Here is a 21824-nt window from a genome sequence, read left to right on the forward strand (position 1 = left end):
GCGGACCCGTCAGACCTTCAGGTAGCGGCGCAGGGTCAGGAACGAGGTGATGGTGCACAGCAGCACACCGAGGATCATCGACACACCGATGACGTAGAGCAGTGCTCCCGCCCCCAGCGCCACGTCGAACTGGAACCAGTCCTCGATCCTGGTGAGCAGCGTGTACCTGGTCGCCACGATGAACCCGGAGGCGATCAGACCGCCGATGAAGCCGGCGATCGCGCCCTCCAGCAGGAAGGGGAGCTGGATGTAGAAGTTCGACGCGCCCACCAGCCGCATGATGCCGGTCTCCCGCCGCCGGCTGTAGGCCGACAGCCGGATGGTGTTGCCGATCAGCAGCGCGGCCGCTGCCAGCTGCACGAGGGCGACCACCAGGGCGGCCCACTTGAGGCCGTCCAGGAGCGAGAAGAACTGTTCGAGCACGCGCTGGTCGTCGGAGACCGTGTCCACGCCCGGTGCGCCGTCGACCGCGGCGCGCACGGTGTCGTAGTGGTCGGGATTGGTGAGCTGCACCCGGTAGTTGTCCGGGATGTCACCCTCCTGCGCGGCACCGGCGAGGGCCTCGTTGGAGGAGCCGATGCGCTCCTGGAAGTCCTGCCATGCCTCGGCGGCCGTGAGGTAGCGGTACTCCTCCACCTCGTTCAGCCCGTCCAGCGTCTCCACGAGCTGGGTGCGGTCCTCCTCGGTGGCCTCGCCGTTCTCCTGGCAGGTCGCCGTCGGGGAGATGTCGGTGCACATGTAGATGGTCAGCGTGATCCGCTGGTCCCAGTAGTTGCGCATCTCGGACACCTGCTGGTTCACCAGCAGGCCCGCGCCGAACAGGGCGAGGGAGATGGCCACCGTCGTGATGACGGCGATGGTCATCGTCAGGTTCCGGCGCAGGCCGATCCACGTCTCGGAGAGAACGAATTGTGCTCGCATGATCTGTTAAAGGTCCATCCTTCGGGGCTTCGCAGCGCCGGTCCTCACTGTGGGGCGGCCGGCCGGCGCCGGACGCACCAGGGGTCAGTACGCCTGGCCGTAGACGCCGCGTGTCTGGTCACGCACTACGAGGCCCTCTTCCAACTCGATCACGCGCTTGCGCATCGAGTCGACGATGGCGGCATCGTGGGTCGCCATGACGACGGTCGTGCCCGTGCGGTTGATTCGGTCCAGCACCTTCATGATGCCGATGGAAGTCGCGGGGTCGATGTTTCCGGTGGGCTCGTCCGCGAGCAGGATCTGCGGACGGTTGACGAACGCGCGGGCGATGGCCACGCGCTGCTGCTCACCGCCGGAGAGTTCACCGGGCATGCGTCCGGCCTTGCCCTCCAGGCCCACCAGCTCGACGACCTCGGGAACCACCTTGCGGATGAACCGCCGGGGCTTGCCGATGACCTCCAGCGCGAAGGCCACGTTCTCGAAGACGTTCTTGTTGGGGAGCAGGCGGAAGTCCTGGAAGACGCAGCCGATCCTGCGGCGCAGGTGCGGCACCTTCCAGTTGGACAGGCGGGCCAGGTCCTTACCCGCGACGTGGACGCGCCCCTTGTCGGGCTTCTCCTCCTTCAGTACCAAGCGGAGGAAGGTCGACTTTCCGGAGCCCGAGGGGCCCACGAGGAAGACGAACTCGCCCTTGTCTACGTCAATGGAAACGCCGTCGAGCGCGGGGCGCTTCTGGGTCGGGTAGACCTTCGTGACGTTATCGAAGTGGATCACAGGCGCATCACAAGGTTCTCGAAGGTATGGGCACCCGCCTCGGAGGTGGCTCCGCGCGGGATCGTACCGGCCGCATGGCCAACCGACAGTGTAGAGGGGGGTGCGGCCCGGATTGTCCAGGCCGCGACTCGCCCAGGGATCCAAAGGATCACGTACCGCCGGACTGGCCCGAGCATATCGGAGGTGTCAACCGATGATAACGTTCACATATAGGAGTTCTGGTAAAACTGCGGAGTCACACTCATCACCATTGGGCCACAACCTGCCCTCGTGACACAGCCGCCACACGGGACGCGATCACTCCGCCACCCGGCGTGCCCCCGCCACGGGCCCGAGCGAAGCGCAGGGCCCGAAGGACACACCGAGGGCGCCCACGGGGTTCTGAAGGTCCCGGAGGCTACTGCGCGGAGTCGCCGCGCTCGCGGCTGCGCATCCACCGGATCTCGGCGTCGATGAAGGCGTCGATCTCGCCGTCCAGGACACCCGAGGTGTTGCCGGTCTCGGCGCCGGTCCGCACGTCCTTGACGCTCTGGTACGGGTGCAGCACGTAGTTGCGCATCTGCGTACCCCAGCTGCTCACCGAGTCGCCGCGGATCTCGTCCAGCGCGGCCTGCTCCTCCTCACGCTTGCGGGCGAGGAGCTTGGACTGGAGCATCGTCATCGCGGTCGCCTTGTTCTGCAGCTGCGAGCGCTCGTTCTGGCAGGAGACCACGATGCCGGTGGGCAGGTGGGTGATGCGCACCGCGGAGTCCGTGGTGTTGACGCCCTGGCCGCCGGGGCCGCTGGAGCGGTACACGTCGATGCGCAGCTCGGACTCGTCGATCTCGATGTGGTCGCTCTGCTCCACCGAGGGCACGACGTCCACGCCCGCGAACGAGGTCTGGCGGCGGTTCTGGTTGTCGAACGGCGAGATGCGCACCAGGCGGTGGGTGCCGTGCTCCCCGCGCAGGGTCCCGTAGGCGAAGGGCGCCTTGACCGCGAAGGAGGTGGACTTGATGCCCGCCTCCTCGGCGTAGGAGGTCTCGTAGACGTCCGTGGGGTAGCCGTGGCGCTCGGCCCAGCGCAGGTACATGCGCTGCAGCATCTGCGCCCAGTCGGCGGCGTCGACCCCGCCCGCCTGGGAGTTGATGGTGACGATGGCCTCGCGCTCGTCGTGCGGGCCGTTGAGGAGCGTGCGCACCTCCAGCTCGCCGATGTCCTTGCGGAGCTGTTCGAGCTCGCGGTCGGCCTCGTCGCGGGTCTCGCTGTCGCCCTCGGCCTCGGCCAGCTCGTAGAGCACGCCGATGTCGTCGAGGCGCTGGTCGATCCCCTCGATCTTGGTGACCATGGACTCCAGCGTGGACAGCTGCCGCGTCACCTTCTGCGCGTTGGCCTGGTCCGCCCACAGCTCCGGGTCGGCCGACTGCTCCCGCAGTTCGGCGATCTCCGTCCGCATCGCCTCCATGTCCAACACCGCGGACACGCTCGCCAGGGTCGCCGCGAGTTCCTTGATCTTCTCTGCTGGGTCCATGTCTGCCACGCCCCCCAGTGTAGGGCGTTCCCGGGGAGCCCCCGTGCCCCCGCGAGCGCTCCGACCCGGGTCGGGCCCGTGCCGGCTCCCCGACAGCCCCGGCCCCGGTTCCGTCCCGCCCCCGCCCAGCGCCGTGCCCCCGGCGGAGGCCGGGGGCACGGGGCGCGGGTGGCTAGTCGACCAGGGAGCGGACCGAGCGCAGGGCCACCGACAGGGTGGCCAGGTCGAAGCGCTCGTTCTCCTGGATCTCCGACAGGGTGATGCCCGCGCGGCCGACGATCTCCTCGTTCTGGGCGATCCACCCGGCGATGAGCCCGGACGTGGACTCCTCCGGCGCGCCCGACTCCAGCACGCGGGCGGTCAGCGCGGCGTGCGCCGCGTACAGGTCGTCGCGCAGCGAGGAGCGGGCCATCGTGCCCCAGCGGTCGTCCCGCGGCAGGTCGATGATGCGTTCGCGCCACCAGCTGATGTTGAGCTGGTCGGCGAGCTCGAAGTACAGCTCGGCGACCTTCTCGACCGGGCGGCCCGTGCGCTGGGCGATCTCCACCAGGTCCAGCGTGGAGTAGGCCGGCACCATGACGGCCACCTGCTCGGCCAGGTCCGCCGGCACCCCCATCTCGCGGTAGCGGTCGCGGCGCTCGACGAACGCCTCGCGGTCGCGGCCCTTGACCAGGTCGGCCAGGTGCGGGAGCACCTCGCCCACGCCGTCGGCGAAGTAGCCGATCTCGCTGCGCACGTCGAACGGGAAGGTGCGGTTGCGCAGCAGCCACCGGGCGGAGCGCTCGGCGAGCTTGCGGGTCTCCAGCAGCAGGACGAGCTGGCTGTCCACGGAGATGTGGTGGTCCAGCTCCTCGACCCGGCTCCAGAACCTGCGCAGCCGCAGGATCTCCTGGACGACCAGGTAGGCGCGGGCGATGTCCGCGGCGCTGGAGCCCAGCTCCTCGTTGAGGCGGAAGGCGAAGGTGACCCCGGACCGGTTCACCATCTGGTTGACGACCTGGTTGACGATGATCTCGCGGCGCAGCGGGTGCGTGGCCACTCCCTGGGCGAAGCGCTCCGAGCGCAGCGGCGTCGGGAAGTAGTTCGTCAGGGTGTCGGCCAGGTAGGGGTCCTCGGACAGGTCCGAGTCGCCGATCTGGTCCTTGAGGTCGATCTTGGTGTACGACAGCAGGGTCGAGAACTCGGGGGTCGTCAGCCCCTTGCCCGCCGCGCGCCGCTCGGCGATGGCCTTGTCCGAGGGCAGGTCCTCCTGCTTGCGCTTGAGGACCTTCGTGCGCTCCAGGTGGCGCATGTACCGGCCGTGGACGTGGAGCATCTGGCAGGTCTGGCTGCGCGCGGCGGCCAGCACGGTGTTCTGCGCGTAGTTGTTGTCCAGGACCAGATCGGCGACCTCGTCGGTCATGTCGATGAACAGCTGGTCGCGGTCGGCCTTGTCCAGGCTGCCCGAGCGCACCTCGCGGTCGAGCATGATCTTGATGTTCACCTCGTGGTCGGAGGTGTCCACGCCGGCGGAGTTGTCGATGAAGTCGGTGTTGATCCGGCCGCCCTCGCGGGCGAACTCGATCCGGGCGGGCTGGGTCAGGCCCAGGTTGCCGCCCTCGCCGACCACCTTGACACGCAGTTCGGTGGCGTCCACGCGCAGGCGGTCGTTGGCCTTGTCGCCGACGTCGGCGTGGGTCTCGCCGCTCGCCTTGACGTAGGTGCCGATGCCGCCGTTCCACAGCAGGTCCGCCGGCGCGGCCAGGATGCGGCGGATGAGCCCGTCCGGCGTCAGGCTGTCCACCCCGTCCTCGATCCCGAGCGCCTCCCGCACCTGCGGGCTGACCGGCACCGACTTGGCGTCGCGTGGGAACACGCCGCCGCCCTCGGAGACGAGGTTCGGGTCGTAGTCCAGCCAGGTGCTGCGCGGCAGCTCGAACATGCGCTTGCGCTCGGCCCACGAGGTGTGCGGGTCGGGGTCCGGGTCCAGGAAGACGTGGCGGTGGTCGAAGGCGGCCACCAGCCGGATCTGCTTCGAGAGCAGCATGCCGTTGCCGAACACGTCGCCGGACATGTCGCCGATGCCGACCACGGTGAACGGCTCCTCCTGCACGTTCACGCCCATCTCGCGGAAGTGGTACCTGACCGACTCCCAGGCGCCGCGCGCGGTGATGCCCATGGCCTTGTGGTCGTAGCCGACCGAGCCGCCGGAGGCGAAGGCGTCGCCCAGCCAGAAGCCGCGGGCGGTGGAGATCTCGTTGGCGGTGTCGGAGAAGGTCGCGGTGCCCTTGTCGGCGGCGACCACCAGGTAGGAGTCGTCGGCGTCGTGCAGGACGGTGCGCTCGGGGTGCACGACCCGGCCGTCCACCAGGTTGTCGGTGACGTCGAGCAGGCCGCTGATGAACTGCTTGTAGCAGGCGACGACCTCGGCCATCACCTGTTCGCGGGTGCCGCCCTCGGGCAGCCGCTTGCAGACGAACCCGCCCTTGGCGCCGCTGGGCACGATGACGGAGTTCTTCACCATCTGGGCCTTGACCAGGCCGAGGATCTCGGTGCGGAAGTCCTCGAAGCGGTCGGACCAGCGCAGGCCGCCGCGGGCGACGGAACCGAACCGCAGGTGCACGCCCTCCACGCGGGGCGAGTAGACGTACATCTCGAACCGGGGCCGCGGGTTGGGCAGGTCCGGGATCCGCTGCGGGTCGAGCTTGAGCACCAGGTAGGGATGCCCCTGGTAGTGGTTGGTGCGCAGGGTGGCCTCGATGACCGCGAGGAACGAGCGCAGGATGCGGTCGTGGTCCAGGCTGGCCACGCCCTCCAGTTCGGCCTCGATCTTGTCGACGAGGGCCGCGGCGCGCTCGTCGCGGCCCTCGTCTGGCAGGTCGGGGTCGAAGCGGGTCTCGAACAGCTCCATGAGCAGGCCCGCGATCCCGACGTTGTTGCCCAGGACGTCGGCGAGGAAGTCGGGTGTGTAGGTGGCGCCGGTCTGGCGCAGGTACTTGGCGTAGGCGCGCAGGACGGAGATCTGGCGCCAGTCGAGGCCGGCCCGCACGACCAGGGCGTTGAACCGGTCGGACTCGCCGCGGTCGCGCCAGGTGGCCTCGAACGCGTCCTCGAACAGCTCCCGCAGACGGTCGGCCGGCAGCTCGGTGGTCGCGGAGCGCCGCAGCCCCAGGTCGTAGATCCAGACCCGGCCCACGCTCTCGATGGACAGGTCGTAGGGCCACTCGTCGACCACGTCGACGCCCAGGTGCTCCAGGACGGGCAGCATGCGGCTCAGCGTGACGGGCTCGCCGATCCGGTAGAGCCGGAACCGCCACTCCCCCAGCCGGGGGTCGTCGGGGTGGTAGAGCCGGCCGACGAACTCGCCCTGGCGGCGGTCGGGGTCGGTGCGCTCCAGCAGCTTCTCCAGCTCGCCGATGTCGGCCGCCGCGGTCTCGGGCGAGTTGTCGACCTTGTACGCCTCGGTGAGGCCGCTGGAGTAGCGGTCCTTGTAGGCGGTCGCGCGGCCGGGGCCGAACGCCTCGGTCAGGGCGGCGTCGAAGTCGGTGTCCCAGGAGCGGGCGGCCTCGCGGACCTTCTCCTCCAGGGCCACCTGGTCGATGTCGGCCAGGGTCTGCTTGGACTTGGCGCGGGCCACCAGGTAGAGGCGGGCCAGCGGGGCGGCGCCGATCATGACGTTGTGGTCCATCGTGGCGCCCTCGAAGGCGTCGGCGAGGACCTTCTGGATGTCCAGGCGCACGCGGGTGCTGTACTCGTCGCGCGGCATGTACACGAAGCAGGACATGTAGCGGCCGCCGTAGGGGTCGCGCCGCATGAAGAGCTTGGTGCCGCGCCGGTCGCGCAGGCGCAGGACGCCGCGGACGATGTTGTACAGCTCGTTGACGGGGATCTGCAGGAGTTCCTCGCGCGGGAAGGTCTCCAGCAGCTCGATGAGGTCCTTGCCGTCGTAGCTGTCGGCCTCGAACCCGGCCAGCGACAGGACCTCGGCCTGCTTGCGGCGCAGGATCGGGATCTGGGCGATGGACTCGGTGTTGGCCTGGGGGGTGAACAGCCCGAGGAAGCGCCGCTCCCCGACGATGTTGCCCTGGGCGTCGAACTTCTTGACGCCGATGTAGTCCAGGTACTTGGGGCGGTAGACGGTGGCGCGGGAGTTGGCCTTGGTCAGGACCAGGATGAAGGGTTCCCTGGCCTTGGCGCGGATCTCCGGGGGCAGCGCGGCGAAGCCCGTGGACGAGGGCGAGTCCATCCGCAGGATGCCCAGGCCCGAGCCGGGTTCCGGGCGCAGGGCGTCGTCACCGTTCTCGTCGGTGACCAGGGTGTACTCGCGGTAGCCCATGAAGGTGAAGTGGCGGCTGGCGGTCCAGCGCAGGAAGTCGACGCTCTCGCCGATCTCGCGGGAGTCGACGCCTCCGGCCACGAGGCGGTCGGGGTAGGCGGCCAGCTCGTCGGCGATCCGGATCGCCCGGTTGCTCATCTTGGCGGCGTCCTCGTCCACGTAGCGGACGTCGTTGAGGACGTTCTCCAGCCGGGTGGTGATCTCCTTGACGCGCTCGGGGTCGTCCTGGCGGTCGATCTCGATGTGCATCCAGGACTCGTCGGTGGGCAGCAGCCCGTCGCCGCCGATCTCGGGGTCGATCTCGCGCAGGACGCCTTCGAGGTCGCGGCCGACCGTCATCTGGGGGTGGATGATCAGGCGGGCGCCGGCGCCGAGGTCGTGCAGCGCCATGGTGACGGAGGAGACGAGGAAGGGGGCGTTGTCGGTGACGATCTCGACGATGCTGGTCTGCTGTTCCCAGCCGTCGCGCGCGCGTTCGGGGGTGTAGACCCGCACCTTGGCGCGGCCGGGGACGCGGTGGGCGCCGAAGAAGCGGTGCGCCCCGGCGGGGCCGCAGATCTGTTCGGGGGTGCGACCGGAGATCTCCTCCGGGTCCGCGTGCCGGTAGTAGAACGGCAGGAAGCGTCGGACGGCGTCGGCGTCCTCGGGGGTCAGGCCCGCTCGGGGCGACCACTTCGCGGCCGCGTCACTGAGCAGCTTCTGGAGGATGACGTCTGATGGCCCGGACATAGGGATCTCTCACTCCTTTGTGAGCAACGTCGCACGAGCGCTGGAGAAACAGCCGGTCATGTGACCTGTGAACTTCCGTGCTGATGGGTGGTTCTGGACGCGTCCCGTGACGGGGCGCGCGGGAACGGTGACGGGACGGCACCTGTGCGCACAGGCGGAACAATGGAGAGGCGGCAGACGCCGTTGTCCCCACCTCATCCGCTGACCAGGCTACTGGTTTTCGCGCGGGAGGACAGGTGCAACACCGTTACGCGGTAGTTACAACCTGTAAGAAGCGGATTGCGGTGGTCACGGGCACGGGACACATGGACCTCCGGGGCCTTGCGCTGTGAACTATCGGGCCGTCGCCTGGTGCACTGCCGTCATGACCGCCTGGGGATCGCCCAGGTCGGGCAGGACGGCCACGGCTCCGGCGTCCCGGAGCTGGGCCTCGGTGGCCGAGCCGGTGCGCACGGCGAGCGGGACGGCGCCGCCGATCCTGGCGGCGCGGACGTCGGAGACGGCGCTGACGACGAACACCGTCTCCTGCTCGGTGTAGGGCCGTCCGCCGTCGCCGGCGGCGTGCAGTCGGATGGACTGGATGAGGGACGACTTGGGGTAGTTCACCGAACCGTACCCGCCGATGGCCAGGTCCAGGTGGGCGTCCAGGCCGAAGGCCGCGAGCTTGGCCACGGCGTTGGCGCGGGTGCTGCCGCTGACCACCGTCTGGACGGTGTCGGGCATCCCGGCGACGGCCGCCAGCGAGGCCGCGGCGCCGGACATCACCCGGCCCTGGGAGAGGAGTTCGTCGGCGCGCCGGCCGAACGCCTCCTCCAGCAGGGCCATGAACTCGGCGAGGACGTCGCCGTCGGGTTCGACGTCGACGTCGTTGCGCGCGCAGAACTCGAAGAACATCTCCGAGTCTGTGCGCCCCTCGGCGGAGGTCAGGTAGACCAGCGGTTCGCCCGTGACCTTCTCGAAGGCCTCGGCGTAGGCGGCCCTCATCACCCGTCCGACGTCCAGGAGGGTGAGGTCGATGTTCCAGAGCACCAGGCGGCTGATGGCTGACTCCTCGACGTTCGGGGACGGGGCTACCCCCATCTTGCCGCATGGGCGATTCTCCCAGGAACCGCGCGTCCGGGACCGGCCACGGGGCGGCGGGCGCCCCCGGGCCCGGCGCGGTGGACGGGTGGTCGCCGAGGGCGCCCGGATCCTCCGCGACCCCGCGGACCAGCCCTACGGCGACCGCGGATACTCCGCCCGCGATCCCGAGGGCGCGCTCTGGTCGTCCATGGCGCCTTTGGACTGATGCCGACCCGTGCCCTTGCGTTGACGTCGGCGTCAAGGTCTAGCGTGTCGGGCATGCGCATCGGTGAACTTGCCAGGCGGGCGGGGGTCAGTACGCGGACCCTGCGCTACTACGAGTCCCGCGGTCTGCTCCCCACCCGCCGCGAGGTCAACGGATACCGCGTCTACGACGACGGCGACCTGCGGCTGGTGGAGCAGATCCGCACGCTCCAGGACTTCGGGTTCGGGTTGGAGGAGACCCGCCCGTTCGTGGAGTGCCTGCGGGCCGGGCACCCCACCGGGGACTCCTGCCCCGCGTCGCTGGACGTCTACCGAGGCAAGCTCGCCGAGCTCGACACGCTCATCGACGAGCTGCGAGCCGTGCGCCACGAGGTGGGCGCACAGCTGGCCCGGGCCGAGTCGGACCTACCCGACCCGCCCGACCCGCTGTGCCAGATGAAGGGATGACCATGCAGCAGACCACGGACGCCGGTTTCGACGAGGACGTTCTGCGCTCGGACCTGCCGGTCCTGGTGGAGTTCACCTCGGACTCGTGCCCGCCGTGCCGCCAGATGGAGCCGGTGCTCAGGTCCCTCGCCGACGACCTGCGCGGGCGGTTGAGGGTCGTGCAGGTCGACGTGCCCGCCAGCCCCGAGACGACCCGTCGCTACCAGGTGATGGCTACGCCGACGCTCTTCCTCTTCCAGGGGGGCGAGCCCGTGCGGCAGATGGTGGGCGCCCGCCCCCGGCGCCGCATCCTCCAGGAGGTCGAGCCGTTCGTCGAGCGGTCCGTTCCCGGTACCGCGGGTTCGCGCGCCTAGCTAGGCGCCGTCCTCGCCGACGAGGTGGCGCAGTTCCTGGACGGCGAACCACAGCAGTTCGTGGTCCTCCGCGTCGCCGGCGGCGATGTCGTCGGCCGCCGCCTCGTCGTCCACGTGCGCCGACGCCAGCTTCTTGTAGGAGACCGGCTGGGTCACGCTGACCCGGACCACGTTCGGTCCGGCGCCGCCCCGGCGCTCGACGACCTGGTCCGGCATGACCGCCGCCAGGACGACGCGGCGGCGGGGCGCGTCCGGGTCGGCGGCCAGGAGTTCCAGGGACGCCTCGGCGGCGGCGTACATGGCGTCGTACCCGGCCTCCTCGTCGTCGGCGCCGGGGCGCGGGTCGGCGGCGAAGGCGGTGGTGCCGTCGGCCGTCCCGGTGGCGAGGACGTCGGCGAGGCCGGGGATGGTGCTGGGCAGGAAGACGTACATGCGGGCGGCTCTCAGGTGCGTGGATCGAACCCTATGAGTGTGCCACCGTCGACGTCAGGAAGCGCTCCAGCGCCCGCTGGGTGGACTCGGTGTCGGTGTGCAGGATGCCCGTCATCCCGAGTGCCTCGGCGGTGCGGACGTTGTGCTCCAGGTCGTCGATGAACACGCAGTCCTCGGGAGCCAGGCCCAGGCGTTCGCACGTGTGCAGGTAGATGCGCTCCTCGGGCTTGCGCATGCCCACCTCGCCGGAGATCACCACGGTGTCGAAGGTCGCCTCGAAGTGCTCGTGCGGATAGCCGTTGCCCCAGGAGTTGGACAGCAGCGCGGTGGCGGCGCCGTCGCGCCTGGAGCGGCGCAGGAGTTCGTACATGCCGTGCACGGGCTCGAAGTTGGCGAACATCCGGTGGATGAGTCCCTCGGCCACGACCGGCCCGCCGTGGGTGGACCGCAGCAGGCGCGCCAGGTCGCGCTCGAACTGCGCGACGGGGATCTCTCCCCTCTCCAGCGCGTGGACCGGGTTGGAGCCGTTGAGGCTGCCGTCGAAGTAGGGCCGCATCACCTCCTGGTAGTGGTCGATGTCGATCCGGTCGGCGCGCAGCCAGGCTCGGATTCCGTCGATCAGCGGCGGCGTGAGGACGCCGCCCCAGTCGGAGATGACCCCTCGGCGGGTGCTGTCCATCCGCGTCCTCCATCTGTTCGGGCGGGGAACGGTTCTTCCCGTTCCCCACCCGGTTCAATCTCCCCGAAGAGGGACGAAGCACTCAGAAGGAGAGGCCCTCGCCCGCCGTCGCGACGTCCGGAACGTCCACCGGGAGCGTCCCGGTGGGCTCGACCTCACCGGCGATCACCCGGGCCGCGGCGGCGCGCGACACGTCCACGGACGAGTACACGGCCAGGAAGGCGTCGACGCCGGGGAAGGCCGCCAGGTCGTAGGGGCCGCCCTGGGAGACCACGATGACCGGCCCCTGGGCCGACTCCACCAGGGCGCGCTGCTCCTGCGTGGCCCCGTCCGAGCCCACGACCAGGGTCGGGGCGGCGGGGTCGACGGTGACGCCGGCCTCGGTGAGCGCGGCGGAGATCGTGTCCGCGCCCGCTCCCGCGACCCGCACGGGCGTGTCCCGCAGCGGTAGCAGGCCGTCCTCGTTGCGCAGCAGGGTGACGGAGGCCTCGGCGACGGTCCGGGCCGCCTCCTCGTGGCCCAGGGCGTCGGCCGCGGCGGCCGGGTCCACCGGGTCCGCCTCCAGGATCCCGCGCTTCTCCTTGAGGGTGAGCACCCGCAGCACCGACTCGTCGATGCGCTCCTCGGTGATGCGGCCCTCCTCCACGGCGGTGCGCAGGGCGGCCACGGCGGCGGCCGGGTCCGGCGGCATCAGCAGCTGGTCCACCCCCGCCTCGACGGCCCTGACGGCGACCTCGCCGTCGTCGTGGCGCTGGCGCACGCCCTCCATGTTGAGGGCGTCGGTGGTCACGACGCCGTCGTAGCCGAGCTCCTCGCGCAGGATGCCGCCGATGATCGACGGCGAGAGCGTGGCCGGGTCGGGGTCCTCACTGCTGTCCAGGCCCGGCATGAGCACGTGGGCGGTCATGATGGCGTCGACGTCGGCCTCCACGGCGGCGCGGAACGGCGGCAGGTGCTCCCGTTCCCACTGGTCGCGCGGCAGGTCGATGACGGGCAGGCCGGTGTGGCTGTCCACGTCGGTGTCGCCGTGGCCCGGGAAGTGCTTGACGACGGGGACGACACCGCCCTCGGCGAAGGCCCCGGCCTCGGCCACGGCCATCTCCGCCACCAGCTCGGGGTCGGAGCCGAACGAGCGGATCCCGATCACCGGGTTGTCCGGGTCGGTGTTGACGTCGGCCACCGGGGCGTAGTCCAGGTTGATCCCGAGCGCGGTCAGTTCCGCCGCGGTGGTCCCGGCCAGCAGTTCGGCCATGGCGGGGTCGTGGCTCGCCCCGACCGCCATCGCGTCCGGGAAGCGGGTGCCCACGGGAAGCCGCGCCACCATGCCCTGTTCCTGGTCGACCCCGACGAACAGCGGGACGCCCTGTCCCAGGTCGGCCGCCAGGGCCTGGACGCCGACGGACATCTCGGCGATCTGCTCGGCGCCGGTCAGGTTGGCGTCGAAGTAGATCAGGCCCCCGGGCCGGTAGGCCTCGATCTGGGCCGCGTTCGCGGCGGCGGTGGTCCCCTGGGCGGTCAGCACCAGGAGCTGGCCGATCTTGTCGTCCAGGTCCATCTCCGCGAGCAGCTCCGGAGCGAGCACGGGCTCGAAGGCCTCGGCGGTCGGCGACGGTTCGTCCTCCTGCGGCGAGGAACCCACCTCCTCGGTGGTGCACGCGCTGGCGATCAGGGTCAGGGCCGCACAGGCCGTGGCGAGGGCGCGCGGTAGGAGCGGTCTCATGGCGGGTGTCATCTCCGGTGGTCAGAGGGTCGCGGCCGGAGAATACCGCCCCGAAGGGGGTGACCCGGTGCACGGTCGCCCGCGCGCCGGGTCCTGGAACCTGAGGGGCCTACTCCCAGGTGAAGAGGGACTCGCCCGTGCGGACGGCGCCCTCCACGAGGTCGCGCAGCGTTCCCTCACCGGCGTCCAGGGCGACCACCGGCACGACCGACGGCTTGCCCTGGGCCGCCACCAGGCCCGGCGACCAGCGGATCACCGGAGTACCGGCCTCGACCCGGGCGCCCTCCTCGACCAGGAGGGTGAACCCCCGCCCGGCGAGTTCCACGGTGTCGATGCCCAGGTGCACCAGCACACCGCGGCGCTGGTCGGGCGCCATCACCACGAACGCGTGGGGGTGGAGCTTGACCAGGTCCCCGGTGATGGGGGCGAGCGCCGACTGCGTGCCCTCCTGGCCGCCCTCCTGCCCCGGCTCGGGGTGGACGGCGACACCGGGGCCGACCATCCCCTCCGAGAAGACGGGGTCGGGCACGGTCGAGAGGGAGAGCGCTGTCCCGGTCACGGGAGAGAGGACGTCGAGCGCGTCCGTCACGTCTGGCATGGGACATCCCTTCCCTCACACGGAGAGTTCATCCAGCAGGTCCCTGATGTCGTCGGTGAGGGAGTCCGCCTCGGGACCCACCACGACCTGCACGACGTTGCCCGACATCAGCACCCCGTGGGCGCCCGCCGCGCGCAGGTCGCCCTCCTTCACCAGTCCGGGGTCGGCCACCTCGGTCCGCAACCGGGTGATGCACGCCTCGATGTCCTCGATGTTGGCCGGGCCGCCCAACCCGGCGACGATCGCCGCTGCCTTGTCCGCCATCTGTCCTCCGTGCTTGCCTCGGGAACGGGAGTCCCCCGGGACGAGCCTAGGGGTGACCCATCCCACACACCAGGGTCCGCGCGACCGCGCTGAGTACGCGGGGGGTACTCGGTCGCCGGACGGGGTCCCCGCGTCAGGAGGTCTGGGTGACCTTGTTGAGGCCGCGCGGCACGTCCGGGTTGTAGCCCAGCCGCCGCGCCAGGCGCTCGGTGAGCAGCTGCGCGGGCACGATGAGGTTCATCGGCGACACCCACTCGGGCACGTCCGGCACGGGGACGGCCAGGTCGCTCGCGGCGGCCAGGGCCGGGCCGCCGCCGAAGCCGAACACCGGGGCCCCGGCGGAGCGGGCGCGTTCGGCGAGCGCGACGGTCCCCTGCAGGGTCGGACCGGAGGGCGCGGCCACCAGCAGGGCCGGGGTGCGCGGGTCGACGACGGCGATGGGGCCGTGCAGCAGGTCGGCGTAGGACAGGCCCATCGCGTGCAGGTAGCAGGCCTCCTTCAGCTTGAGGGCGGCCTCCAGCGCGGTCGAGAACGCCATGCCGCGGCCGGAGATGACCGCGCCCTGCACGGCGACCATCCGCTCGACGATCTCCTCCAGCGCGTCCGCGGGCGCCGCGAGTGTCTCCTCGATGCCGTCCGGCACGCGCTCCAGGTCGCCGGCGTCCAGGTCCGCGCCCAGGCCCAGGGCCAGGACCGCCAGCGCGGCGAGCTGGGTGTTGTAGGTCTTCGTCGCGGGCACCGCCAGCTCGTCGCCGGCCCGGGTGACCAGCGCGACGTCGGCCTCGGCGGCCAGCGGGGACCCGGCGCCGTTGGTGACGGCGACGGTACGGGCACCGCAGTCGGCGGCCCAGCGCATGGTCTCAACGATCTCCTCGGTCTTGCCGGACTGGGAGATGGCCACGGCCAGGACGTCGGACAGGTCGATCTTGGCGCCGTAGGTGGTCGCGATGGAGGGCGAGCCCAGCGTGGCCAGTCGGCCGGTGTGCGCCTGGAGCAGGTAGCCGCCGTAGACCGCCGCGTTGTCGGAGGAGCCGCGGGCGATGAACAGCACGTGCCGGGTCCGTCGGCCCAGGGCCTCGATCTCGGGTCGCAGCGGCAGCAGTTCGGCGAACGTGCGGCGCAGCGCCTCGGGCTGCTCGGCGATCTCGGAGCGCATCACGCTCGTCGTGGTCGTCATGGAGAACCTTCCGTGAGTGGCGGGCGGCCCGGCCCGGGTCCGGGATCCGCGTCGGCCGCTGCTCCAGGGTGGGCCGGACACCGTCCGACCTGCCCCGGTTCTGGCACGAACCGCCTGCTGTCAGGCGTATTGACACGCGGGCGGAGCTATGGTCTAGTCCGGACTATACCAGTCAGATCGGAGAGGTCACCGGAGCCGGGGACGCCCCGGGCACCGGCGCCGCGACCGCGCTGGGGCGCGTCCGTGGAACATGCCCTAGGGTCGAACGCCCGATCCTCCCTGCGACCGAGAAGGCCGGCCCGACCCATGTCGATCGACCCCACGAACCCGCTCCCGAAGTACAGCCAACTCCGTGACCTGCTCCTGGACTGGATCACCGAGAGCGGCCTGGGCGTGGACGACATGATCCCCTCTGAGCGCGAGCTCAGCACCACCTACGGCCTGTCCCGCATGACGGTCCGGCAAACGATCGACCTGATGGTCTCGGAGGGCCGGCTGTACCGCGTCCCGGGCAAGGGGACCTTCATCGCGCGGCCCAAGATCGAGATGTCGCTGGTCCTGGCGTCCTTCAGCGAGGACATGCGCGCCCGCGGCTACGAGCCCGGCGCGCGGGAGCTGATCCGCCAGGTCATCCCCGCCAGCGGGCACACCGCGCGGATGCTCGACATCGGGCCGGGCACGCTGGTGCACCACATCGAGCGGATGCGGACCGCCGACGACGAGCCGATGGCGGTGGAGCGGTCCAACATCCCCGCCGCCATGGTTCCGGGACTGGAGGACTTCGACCTCGCCGAGCGCTCGCTGTACGAGGTGCTGGAGAACGAGTTCGACATCCTCCTGGACTCCGGAGAACAGACGATCGAGGCCGGGATCTGCGACTCCGCGGACTCCCGGCTCCTCGGTCTGCCCGCCGGGAGCCCGGTGCTGATCATGCAGCGCCGCAGCTTCTTCAAGGGGCAGTGCGTGGAACTGGCGCTGTCCACCTACCGTGCCGACCGCTACCAGCTGCACTCCCGTTTGGACCCGCGGCGGCACGGCGACTGATCACCCCCCGCGCCCACGAGGCGCGCCTCCCAGGGAGGACCCCCCATGAGTACGGACCACAGCACACCCCCGGACCCGGAACCCGGTGGTGGCGCCACCGCCCGAACCGCCGAGCCGGCCAAGCGCGCCAAGCGCCCCTCGTCCGCGCTGGCCGTCCTGCAGCGTCTGGGCCGCAGCCTCATGATGCCCATCGCGGTGCTCCCCGCCGCCGCGATCCTGCTCCGCCTGGGCCAGCCCGACCTGCTGGGCGCCGACGGCCTGGCCGGGATGCCCGGCATGGGGTGGATGGACCCCGTCGCCGGCGCCGTGGGAGCGGCGGGCGACTCCATCTTCCAGGCACTGCCCCTGCTGTTCGCGGTGGGTGTGGCGATCGGCTTCGCCAAGCGGGCCGACGGGTCCACCGCCCTGGCCGCGGTCGTCGGGTACCTGGTGTTCGACCGGGTGGCCACGTGGACGATGGTCACCTTCAACGGACCCACGGGCGACCTCGGGTCGCGTCTGGTGACCTATCCGCTGCCGGTCGACCCGGTCACGCGTGAGCCCATGGTGGACCAGGCGTCGGCCGAGGCGGTCGGCGCGGTCATCAACAACGCGGTGAAGAACCCCACCGACGTGCTCGGCGGCATCGCGATGGGCCTGGTCGCCGCCCTGCTGTGGCAGCGCTACCACCGCATCAAGCTCCCGACCTGGCTGGGCTTCTTCGGCGGCCGACGGTTCGTCCCGATCGTCACGGCGCTGGCCGGCCTGCTGATCGGCGTGGCCCTGGGCATGCTGTGGCCGGTCGTGGGCTCCTGGATCCAGGACCTCGGCGAGGGCATCATCGGCGCCGGAGCGGTGGGCGCGGGCCTCTACGGGGTGGTCAACCGGCTCCTGCTCCCGCTGGGCCTGCACCACGTGGTCAACTCGTTCATCTGGTTCGTCTCGGGCTCCTACACCGACGACGCCGGGAACGTGTCCAACGGCGAGATCACCCGCTACCTGGCGGGCGACCCCTCGGCGGGGACGTTCCTGTCCGGGTTCTTCCCCGTGCTGATGTTCGGCCTGCCGGGCGCGGCCCTGGCGATGTGGCTGGCGGCGCCCAAGGCGCGGCGCGCACAGATCGGGTCGATCATGATCCCGGCGGCGCTGACCGCGTTCGCCACGGGGATCACCGAGCCGGTGGAGTTCGCGTTCATCTTCGTGGCGCCCGCGCTGTTCGCCGTGCACGTGGTGCTGACGGGCCTGTCCATGGCCATCCTCAACGCGCTCGACGCCCAGTTGGGCTTCGGCTTCTCGGCGGGCCTGATCGACCTGCTGCTCAACGCCACGAAGGACAACACCTCGGGGCTGGGGCTGATCCTGCTGTTGGGCCTGGTGTACTTCGGGCTCTACTTCGGGATCTTCTACGTCCTCATCACCCGGTTCAACCTGCCGACCCCGGGCCGGGAACTGGATCCGGAGGAGAACACCGCCGCGCACACCGTGCCCAGCGCGGCCGAGGACCGGCCCGGGACACGGGTCGACGGCTCGCTGGAGCCGCCTGAGCAGGGGTCCTCGGACGGAAGGTCCGGCGGGAAGTCCGACGGTGGCCCCGACAGCAGGTCCGACGCCTCCGGCTGAGCCCCGCCGCCGCATCGTGACGGATCCGACGCGCGTGCCGGGGTCGCCAGGGCGGCCCCGGCTCCGAACCCAGCGCGACGGATCCTTCCACGAGAGAGGCACACGATGAACGCGGGTACCGAGAAGCGTCCGCTGCTGCGACGGCCACTGGTGCTCTGGCCGGTGGCCGGGCTCGTCCTGGTCCTGGTGGCCGCGGGCCTGTGGGCCTTCCAGCCCTGGCGGCTGTTCACCACCCGGACCGTGGACGAGGCCCCGCCCACCGCGGTCGCCGCGTCGGAGGAGGCCCCCGAGGCGGCCGGGACCGACGACGCGCAGGGCGGCGCGGACTCGGACGAGGACGCGGAGGAACCGGCCGACGAGCCGGTGGTCCTGGGCGAGGGCGCGTTCATCACCCAGGAGCACGAGACGTCGGGCACCGCCACGGTTCTGGAACTGCCCGACGGCACGCGGCACGTGCGGTTGGCGGACCTGGTCACGAGCGACGGCCCCGACCTCAAGGTGTGGATCACCGACCAGGAGGCCGGCGGCGACTGGTACAAGTACGGGGACGGGCGCCACGTCGCGCTCGGCGAGCTCAAGGGCACCGAGGGCAACGCCAACTACGAGATCCCCGCGGACGCCGACCTGGACGGGATGACCAGCGTGGTCATCTGGTGCGAACGCTTCTCGGTGGCCTTCGGCTCCGCGCCGGTGGAGCTGTAGGCCCAGCGACCGCAGCCCGGGGCAGAGCCCGGGGCGGTCGTCGCCGGAAGGCGTGGCCGGGATGCCCTGCCCAGGGGGCCGTGGCCGAGCAGTCCTGGCCGGAGGCGGCGGCCGAGGGGCCGGGGCTGGAAGGCCTGGCCCAGGCAGCCGTAGCCGGAAGGCCGTGACCCTGGGGCCCTAGCCGGAAGGCCGTGGGCAGTCGTGGCCGGGGACGGCGGCCGAGCGACAGACGGGGGGCGACCCGCGCGGACGCGCGGGTCGCCCCCCGTCTCGGTTCCGGTGCCGGTTACTTGGCCGCCGGGTCCCCGTGGCACTTCTTGTACTTCTTGCCCGAGCCGCAGGGGCAGGGCGCGTTGCGCGCCGTCCCGGCGAACTCGTCGGTCGTCTCGCTGTGCCGCTCGACGGTGCCGTCCTCGCTCGGGGCGGAGTACTGCAGCCGGGTCGGCTGGTTCTCGCCGAAGCCGGGGACCACCACGTCCTCCGGGTCGCCGGTCTCCTGGGCGGGCGCCTCGGCCTCGGCGGCCTCCTCGTCCTCGTCCTCGTCCACGGCCGTCGCCACGGCCGTGACACCGGCCTCGCCGCCCACGGTGGACGCGGTCTGCGCGGCGGCCGCGGCGGTCAGGGTGGGCTCGGCCTTCTTGGGAACGCGGACCTCGACGTTGAAGAGGTAGCCGACCGACTCCTCCTTGATGGCCTCCAGCATCTGCTGGAACATGTCGAATCCCTCGCGCTGGAACTCGATCAGCGGGTTGCGCTGCGCCATGGCGCGCAGCCCGATGCCCTCCTGGAGGTAGTCCATCTCGTAGAGGTGCTCACGCCACTTGCGGTCCATCACCTGGAGGATGACCTTGCGCTCGACCTCGCGCATGGTCGCCTCGCCCAGCTCGGACTCACGGGCGGCGTAGGCCTCGTTGGCGTCCTCGACGACGCGGTCGGCCAGCAGCCGGCCGGTGATCGCCTCCAGGCCGCCGTTCTCGTCGATGAACTCGTCGACGGTGAAGCTGATCGGGTAGACCTGCTTGAACGCCGTCCAGAGCTTGTCGAGGTCCCAGTCGGAGGGGTCGCCCTCGGCGGTCTCCTCGGAGACGTAGCCGCGGAGCACCTCCTCCAGCATGCTGACCACCTGGTCGCGCAGGTCCTCGCCCTCCAGCACCTTGCGGCGCTCGGCGTAGATCACCAGGCGCTGGCGGTTGAGCACCTCGTCGTACTTGAGGACGTTCTTGCGGATCTCGAAGTTCTGCGTCTCAACCTGGCCCTGGGCGGAGGCGATCGCCTTGCTGACCATGCCGGACTCGATCGGCTGGTCGTCGGGGATGTTCATCTGGTTCATGAACACCTCCAGCCGACTGCTGTTGAACAGGCGCAGCAGGTCGTCCTGGAGCGAGAGGTAGAACCGCGAGATGCCCGGGTCGCCCTGGCGGCCGGAACGGCCGCGCAGCTGGTTGTCGATGCGCCGCGACTCGTGGCGCTCGGTGCCGAGCACGTACAGGCCGCCGGCCTCGACGACCTTCTGGTGCTCCTCCTCGAACTCGGCCTTGGCCTTCTCCAGTGCCTCGGGCCAGGCCGCCTCGTACTCCTCCGGAGTCTCCAGCGGGCTCAGACCGCGCGACTGGAGCTCCTCGTCGGCGAGGAAGTCCGGGTTGCCGCCCAGCATGATGTCGGTACCGCGACCGGCCATGTTGGTGGCCACGGTGACCGAGCCGAGCTTGCCCGCGCGGGCGATGATCGACGCCTCACGCGCGTGGTTCTTCGCGTTGAGGACCTCGTGCGGGACGCCCTCGCGCTTGAGCATGTTGGAGAGGCGCTCGGACTTCTCGACGCTGGTCGTACCGACCAGGACGGGCTGGCCCGCCTCGTGCCGCTCCGCGATGTCCTCGGCGACCGCCTGGAACTTGGCGTCCTCGCTCTTGTAGACGACGTCCTTGACGTCTTCACGGATCATCGGCTTGTTGGTGGGCACGGGGACCACGCCGACGTTGTAGGTCTGGTGGAACTCCGCCGCCTCGGTCTCGGCGGTACCGGTCATGCCGGCGAGCTTCTCGTAGAGGCGGAAGTAGTTCTGGAGGGTGACCTTGGCGAGAGTCTGGTTCTCGTCCTTGATCTTGACGCGCTCCTTGGCCTCGATGGCCTGGTGCATGCCCTCGTTGTAGCGGCGGCCCGGCAGGACGCGGCCGGTGAACTCGTCGACGATGAGGACCTCACCGTCCTTGACGATGTACTCCTTGTCCTTCCGGTAGAGCTCCTTGGCCTTGAGCGCGTTGTTGAGGAAGCTGATGAGCGGGGTGTTGACGGCCTCGTAGAGGTTGTCGATGCCCAGCCAGTCCTCGACCTTGGCCACGCCGGCCTCGGTGATGCCGACGGTGCGCTTCTTCTCGTCGACCTCGTAGTCGCCCCTGACGGCGTCCGGGTCCTCGCCGGGCTCGGGCGGGGTGTCCCGGCCGCGCTTGAGCCGCGGGGCGATCTTGGCGAACTCGGCGTACCAGCGCGAGTTCTGCTCTGAGGGGCCGCTGATGAGCAGCGGGGTGCGGGCCTCGTCGATGAGGATGGAGTCGACCTCGTCGACCAGCGCGAAGTAGTGCTCGCGCTGCACCGTGGCGTCGAGCGAGAGCGCCATGTTGTCGCGCAGGTAGTCGAAGCCGAACTCGTTGTTGGTGCCGTAGGTGATGTCGGCCTGGTAGGCCTTGCGCCGCTCGGCGGCGGGCATGCCGGGGCTCAGGACACCGACCTCGAGGCCGAGGAAGTGGTAGATGCGGCCCATGTTCTGGGCGTCGCGGCGGGCCAGGTAGTCGTTGGTGGTGACGACGTGGGCGCCCCTGCCCGCGAGGGCGTTGAGGTAGACGGCGAGCGCACCGGTCTGGGTCTTGCCCTCACCGGTCTTCATCTCGGCGATGTTGCCGAGGTGCAGCGCGGCGCCGCCCATGATCTGGACGTCGAAGTGGGGCTGGCCCAGGGTGCGGCGGGCCGCCTCGCGGACGGTCGCGAAGGCCTCCGGGAGCAGGTCGTCCAGGGACTCGCCGTCCTGGTAGCGGTCCTTGTACTCCTGGGTGAGCTGCCGCAGTTCGTCGTCGGTGAGCTCCAGGTAGTCTTCCTCGAGCGAGTTGACCTGGTCCTTCAGCTTCGTGAGCCGGCGCAGGATCTTACCTTCACCCGCGCGCAGGAGCCTGTTGAGTATGCCTGGCACTTCCTATGCGCTCCTCGGAGATCGCGTTTGGCTCCACGCACGTGGAGTTCAGATCTAGGCCCGCGGACCGCTTCCCGTGGCCGTGAAGGACG

General features: G+C 70.6%; 17 protein-coding genes. 5 read left to right on the forward strand and 12 right to left on the reverse strand.

All coding sequences use genetic code 11. The features are described 5' to 3' along the window. Positions 1-9: 9 nt before the first annotated feature. From ftsX to ADL05_RS04425, 5 genes are all read right to left on the reverse strand, one after another. Complete coding sequence (gene ftsX / locus ADL05_RS04405; RefSeq protein ID WP_231640590.1) at positions 10-921, reverse strand: permease-like cell division protein FtsX; 912 nt, start codon at positions 919-921, stop codon at positions 10-12. An 84-nt stretch (positions 922-1005) separates the two neighbouring features. After that, positions 1006-1695, reverse strand: coding sequence for a cell division ATP-binding protein FtsE (ftsE, locus tag ADL05_RS04410; RefSeq protein WP_017596794.1), 690 nt, complete (start codon positions 1693-1695; stop codon positions 1006-1008). Positions 1696-2092: 397 nt separating this feature from the next. Continuing rightward, entirely contained in the window at positions 2093-3205 is a 1113-nt protein-coding gene (prfB, locus tag ADL05_RS04415) for a peptide chain release factor 2 (RefSeq protein ID WP_369800889.1), read from the reverse strand. 172 nt (positions 3206-3377) lie between these two features. Continuing rightward, entirely contained in the window at positions 3378-8249 is a 4872-nt protein-coding gene (locus ADL05_RS04420; protein WP_053615553.1) for an NAD-glutamate dehydrogenase, read from the reverse strand. Between the two features lie 333 nt (positions 8250-8582). Continuing rightward, a complete protein-coding gene (locus ADL05_RS04425) occupies positions 8583-9278 on the reverse strand; it encodes a haloacid dehalogenase-like hydrolase (RefSeq protein WP_053615554.1) in 696 nt (231 codons plus the stop codon). 312 nt (positions 9279-9590) lie between these two features. On the opposite strand from ADL05_RS04425, the gene ADL05_RS04430 reads away from it, so the two are divergent. After that, the gene (locus tag ADL05_RS04430) at positions 9591-9983 is read left to right on the forward strand and encodes a MerR family transcriptional regulator (protein WP_053615555.1); all 393 of its coding nucleotides are present in this window, start codon (positions 9591-9593) and stop codon (positions 9981-9983) included. 2 nt (positions 9984-9985) lie between these two features. After that, positions 9986-10336 (forward strand): co-chaperone YbbN, encoded by a 351-nt coding sequence (locus ADL05_RS04435; protein ID WP_053615556.1) that lies wholly within the window; start codon positions 9986-9988, stop codon positions 10334-10336. Here ADL05_RS04435 and ADL05_RS04440 read toward each other — a convergent pair whose 3' ends face one another. The 6 genes from ADL05_RS04440 to ADL05_RS04465 all read right to left on the reverse strand — a co-directional run bounded on the left by ADL05_RS04440 (position 10337) and on the right by ADL05_RS04465 (position 15206). Continuing rightward, complete coding sequence (locus tag ADL05_RS04440; RefSeq protein WP_053615557.1) at positions 10337-10768, reverse strand: DUF6912 family protein; 432 nt, start codon at positions 10766-10768, stop codon at positions 10337-10339. It abuts the gene before it with no gap. 31 nt (positions 10769-10799) lie between these two features. Further along, on the reverse strand, positions 10800-11447 hold the full coding sequence (locus tag ADL05_RS04445; RefSeq protein WP_053615558.1) for an HAD family phosphatase: 648 nt from the start codon (positions 11445-11447) through the stop codon (positions 10800-10802). An 82-nt stretch (positions 11448-11529) separates the two neighbouring features. Continuing rightward, positions 11530-13167, reverse strand: coding sequence for a glycoside hydrolase family 3 protein (locus tag ADL05_RS04450; RefSeq protein WP_053615559.1), 1638 nt, complete (start codon positions 13165-13167; stop codon positions 11530-11532). 109 nt (positions 13168-13276) lie between these two features. Next, entirely contained in the window at positions 13277-13765 is a 489-nt protein-coding gene (locus tag ADL05_RS04455; protein ID WP_053615560.1) for a PTS glucose transporter subunit IIA, read from the reverse strand. Positions 13766-13780: 15 nt separating this feature from the next. Then, on the reverse strand, positions 13781-14029 hold the full coding sequence (locus ADL05_RS04460) for a glucose PTS transporter subunit EIIB (protein WP_053615561.1): 249 nt from the start codon (positions 14027-14029) through the stop codon (positions 13781-13783). A 133-nt stretch (positions 14030-14162) separates the two neighbouring features. Next, complete coding sequence (locus tag ADL05_RS04465) at positions 14163-15206, reverse strand: SIS domain-containing protein (RefSeq protein ID WP_053615562.1); 1044 nt, start codon at positions 15204-15206, stop codon at positions 14163-14165. Between the two features lie 306 nt (positions 15207-15512). Here ADL05_RS04465 and ADL05_RS04470 point away from each other — a divergent pair, with 306 nt between their 5' ends. The 3 genes from ADL05_RS04470 to ADL05_RS04480 all read left to right on the forward strand — a co-directional run bounded on the left by ADL05_RS04470 (position 15513) and on the right by ADL05_RS04480 (position 18551). Beyond that, positions 15513-16250 carry a GntR family transcriptional regulator gene (locus tag ADL05_RS04470; protein ID WP_053615563.1) on the forward strand — a complete coding sequence of 246 codons (738 nt, stop codon included), beginning with the start codon at positions 15513-15515 and terminating at the stop codon, positions 16248-16250. A gap of 45 nt (positions 16251-16295) precedes the next feature. Beyond that, entirely contained in the window at positions 16296-17849 is a 1554-nt protein-coding gene (locus ADL05_RS04475) for a PTS transporter subunit EIIC (RefSeq protein WP_053615564.1), read from the forward strand. A 105-nt stretch (positions 17850-17954) separates the two neighbouring features. Then, positions 17955-18551 carry a DM13 domain-containing protein gene (locus ADL05_RS04480; RefSeq protein ID WP_053615565.1) on the forward strand — a complete coding sequence of 199 codons (597 nt, stop codon included), beginning with the start codon at positions 17955-17957 and terminating at the stop codon, positions 18549-18551. 286 nt (positions 18552-18837) lie between these two features. Here ADL05_RS04480 and secA read toward each other — a convergent pair whose 3' ends face one another. Continuing rightward, positions 18838-21732: a preprotein translocase subunit SecA gene (gene secA / locus ADL05_RS04485; protein WP_053615566.1), complete on the reverse strand. Its 2895-nt coding sequence runs from the start codon at positions 21730-21732 to the stop codon at positions 18838-18840. Between the last annotated feature and the right edge of the window lie 92 nt (positions 21733-21824).

It is taken from the genome of Nocardiopsis sp. NRRL B-16309 (assembly GCF_001279585.1).
Taxonomy (GTDB): domain Bacteria; phylum Actinomycetota; class Actinomycetes; order Streptosporangiales; family Streptosporangiaceae; genus Nocardiopsis.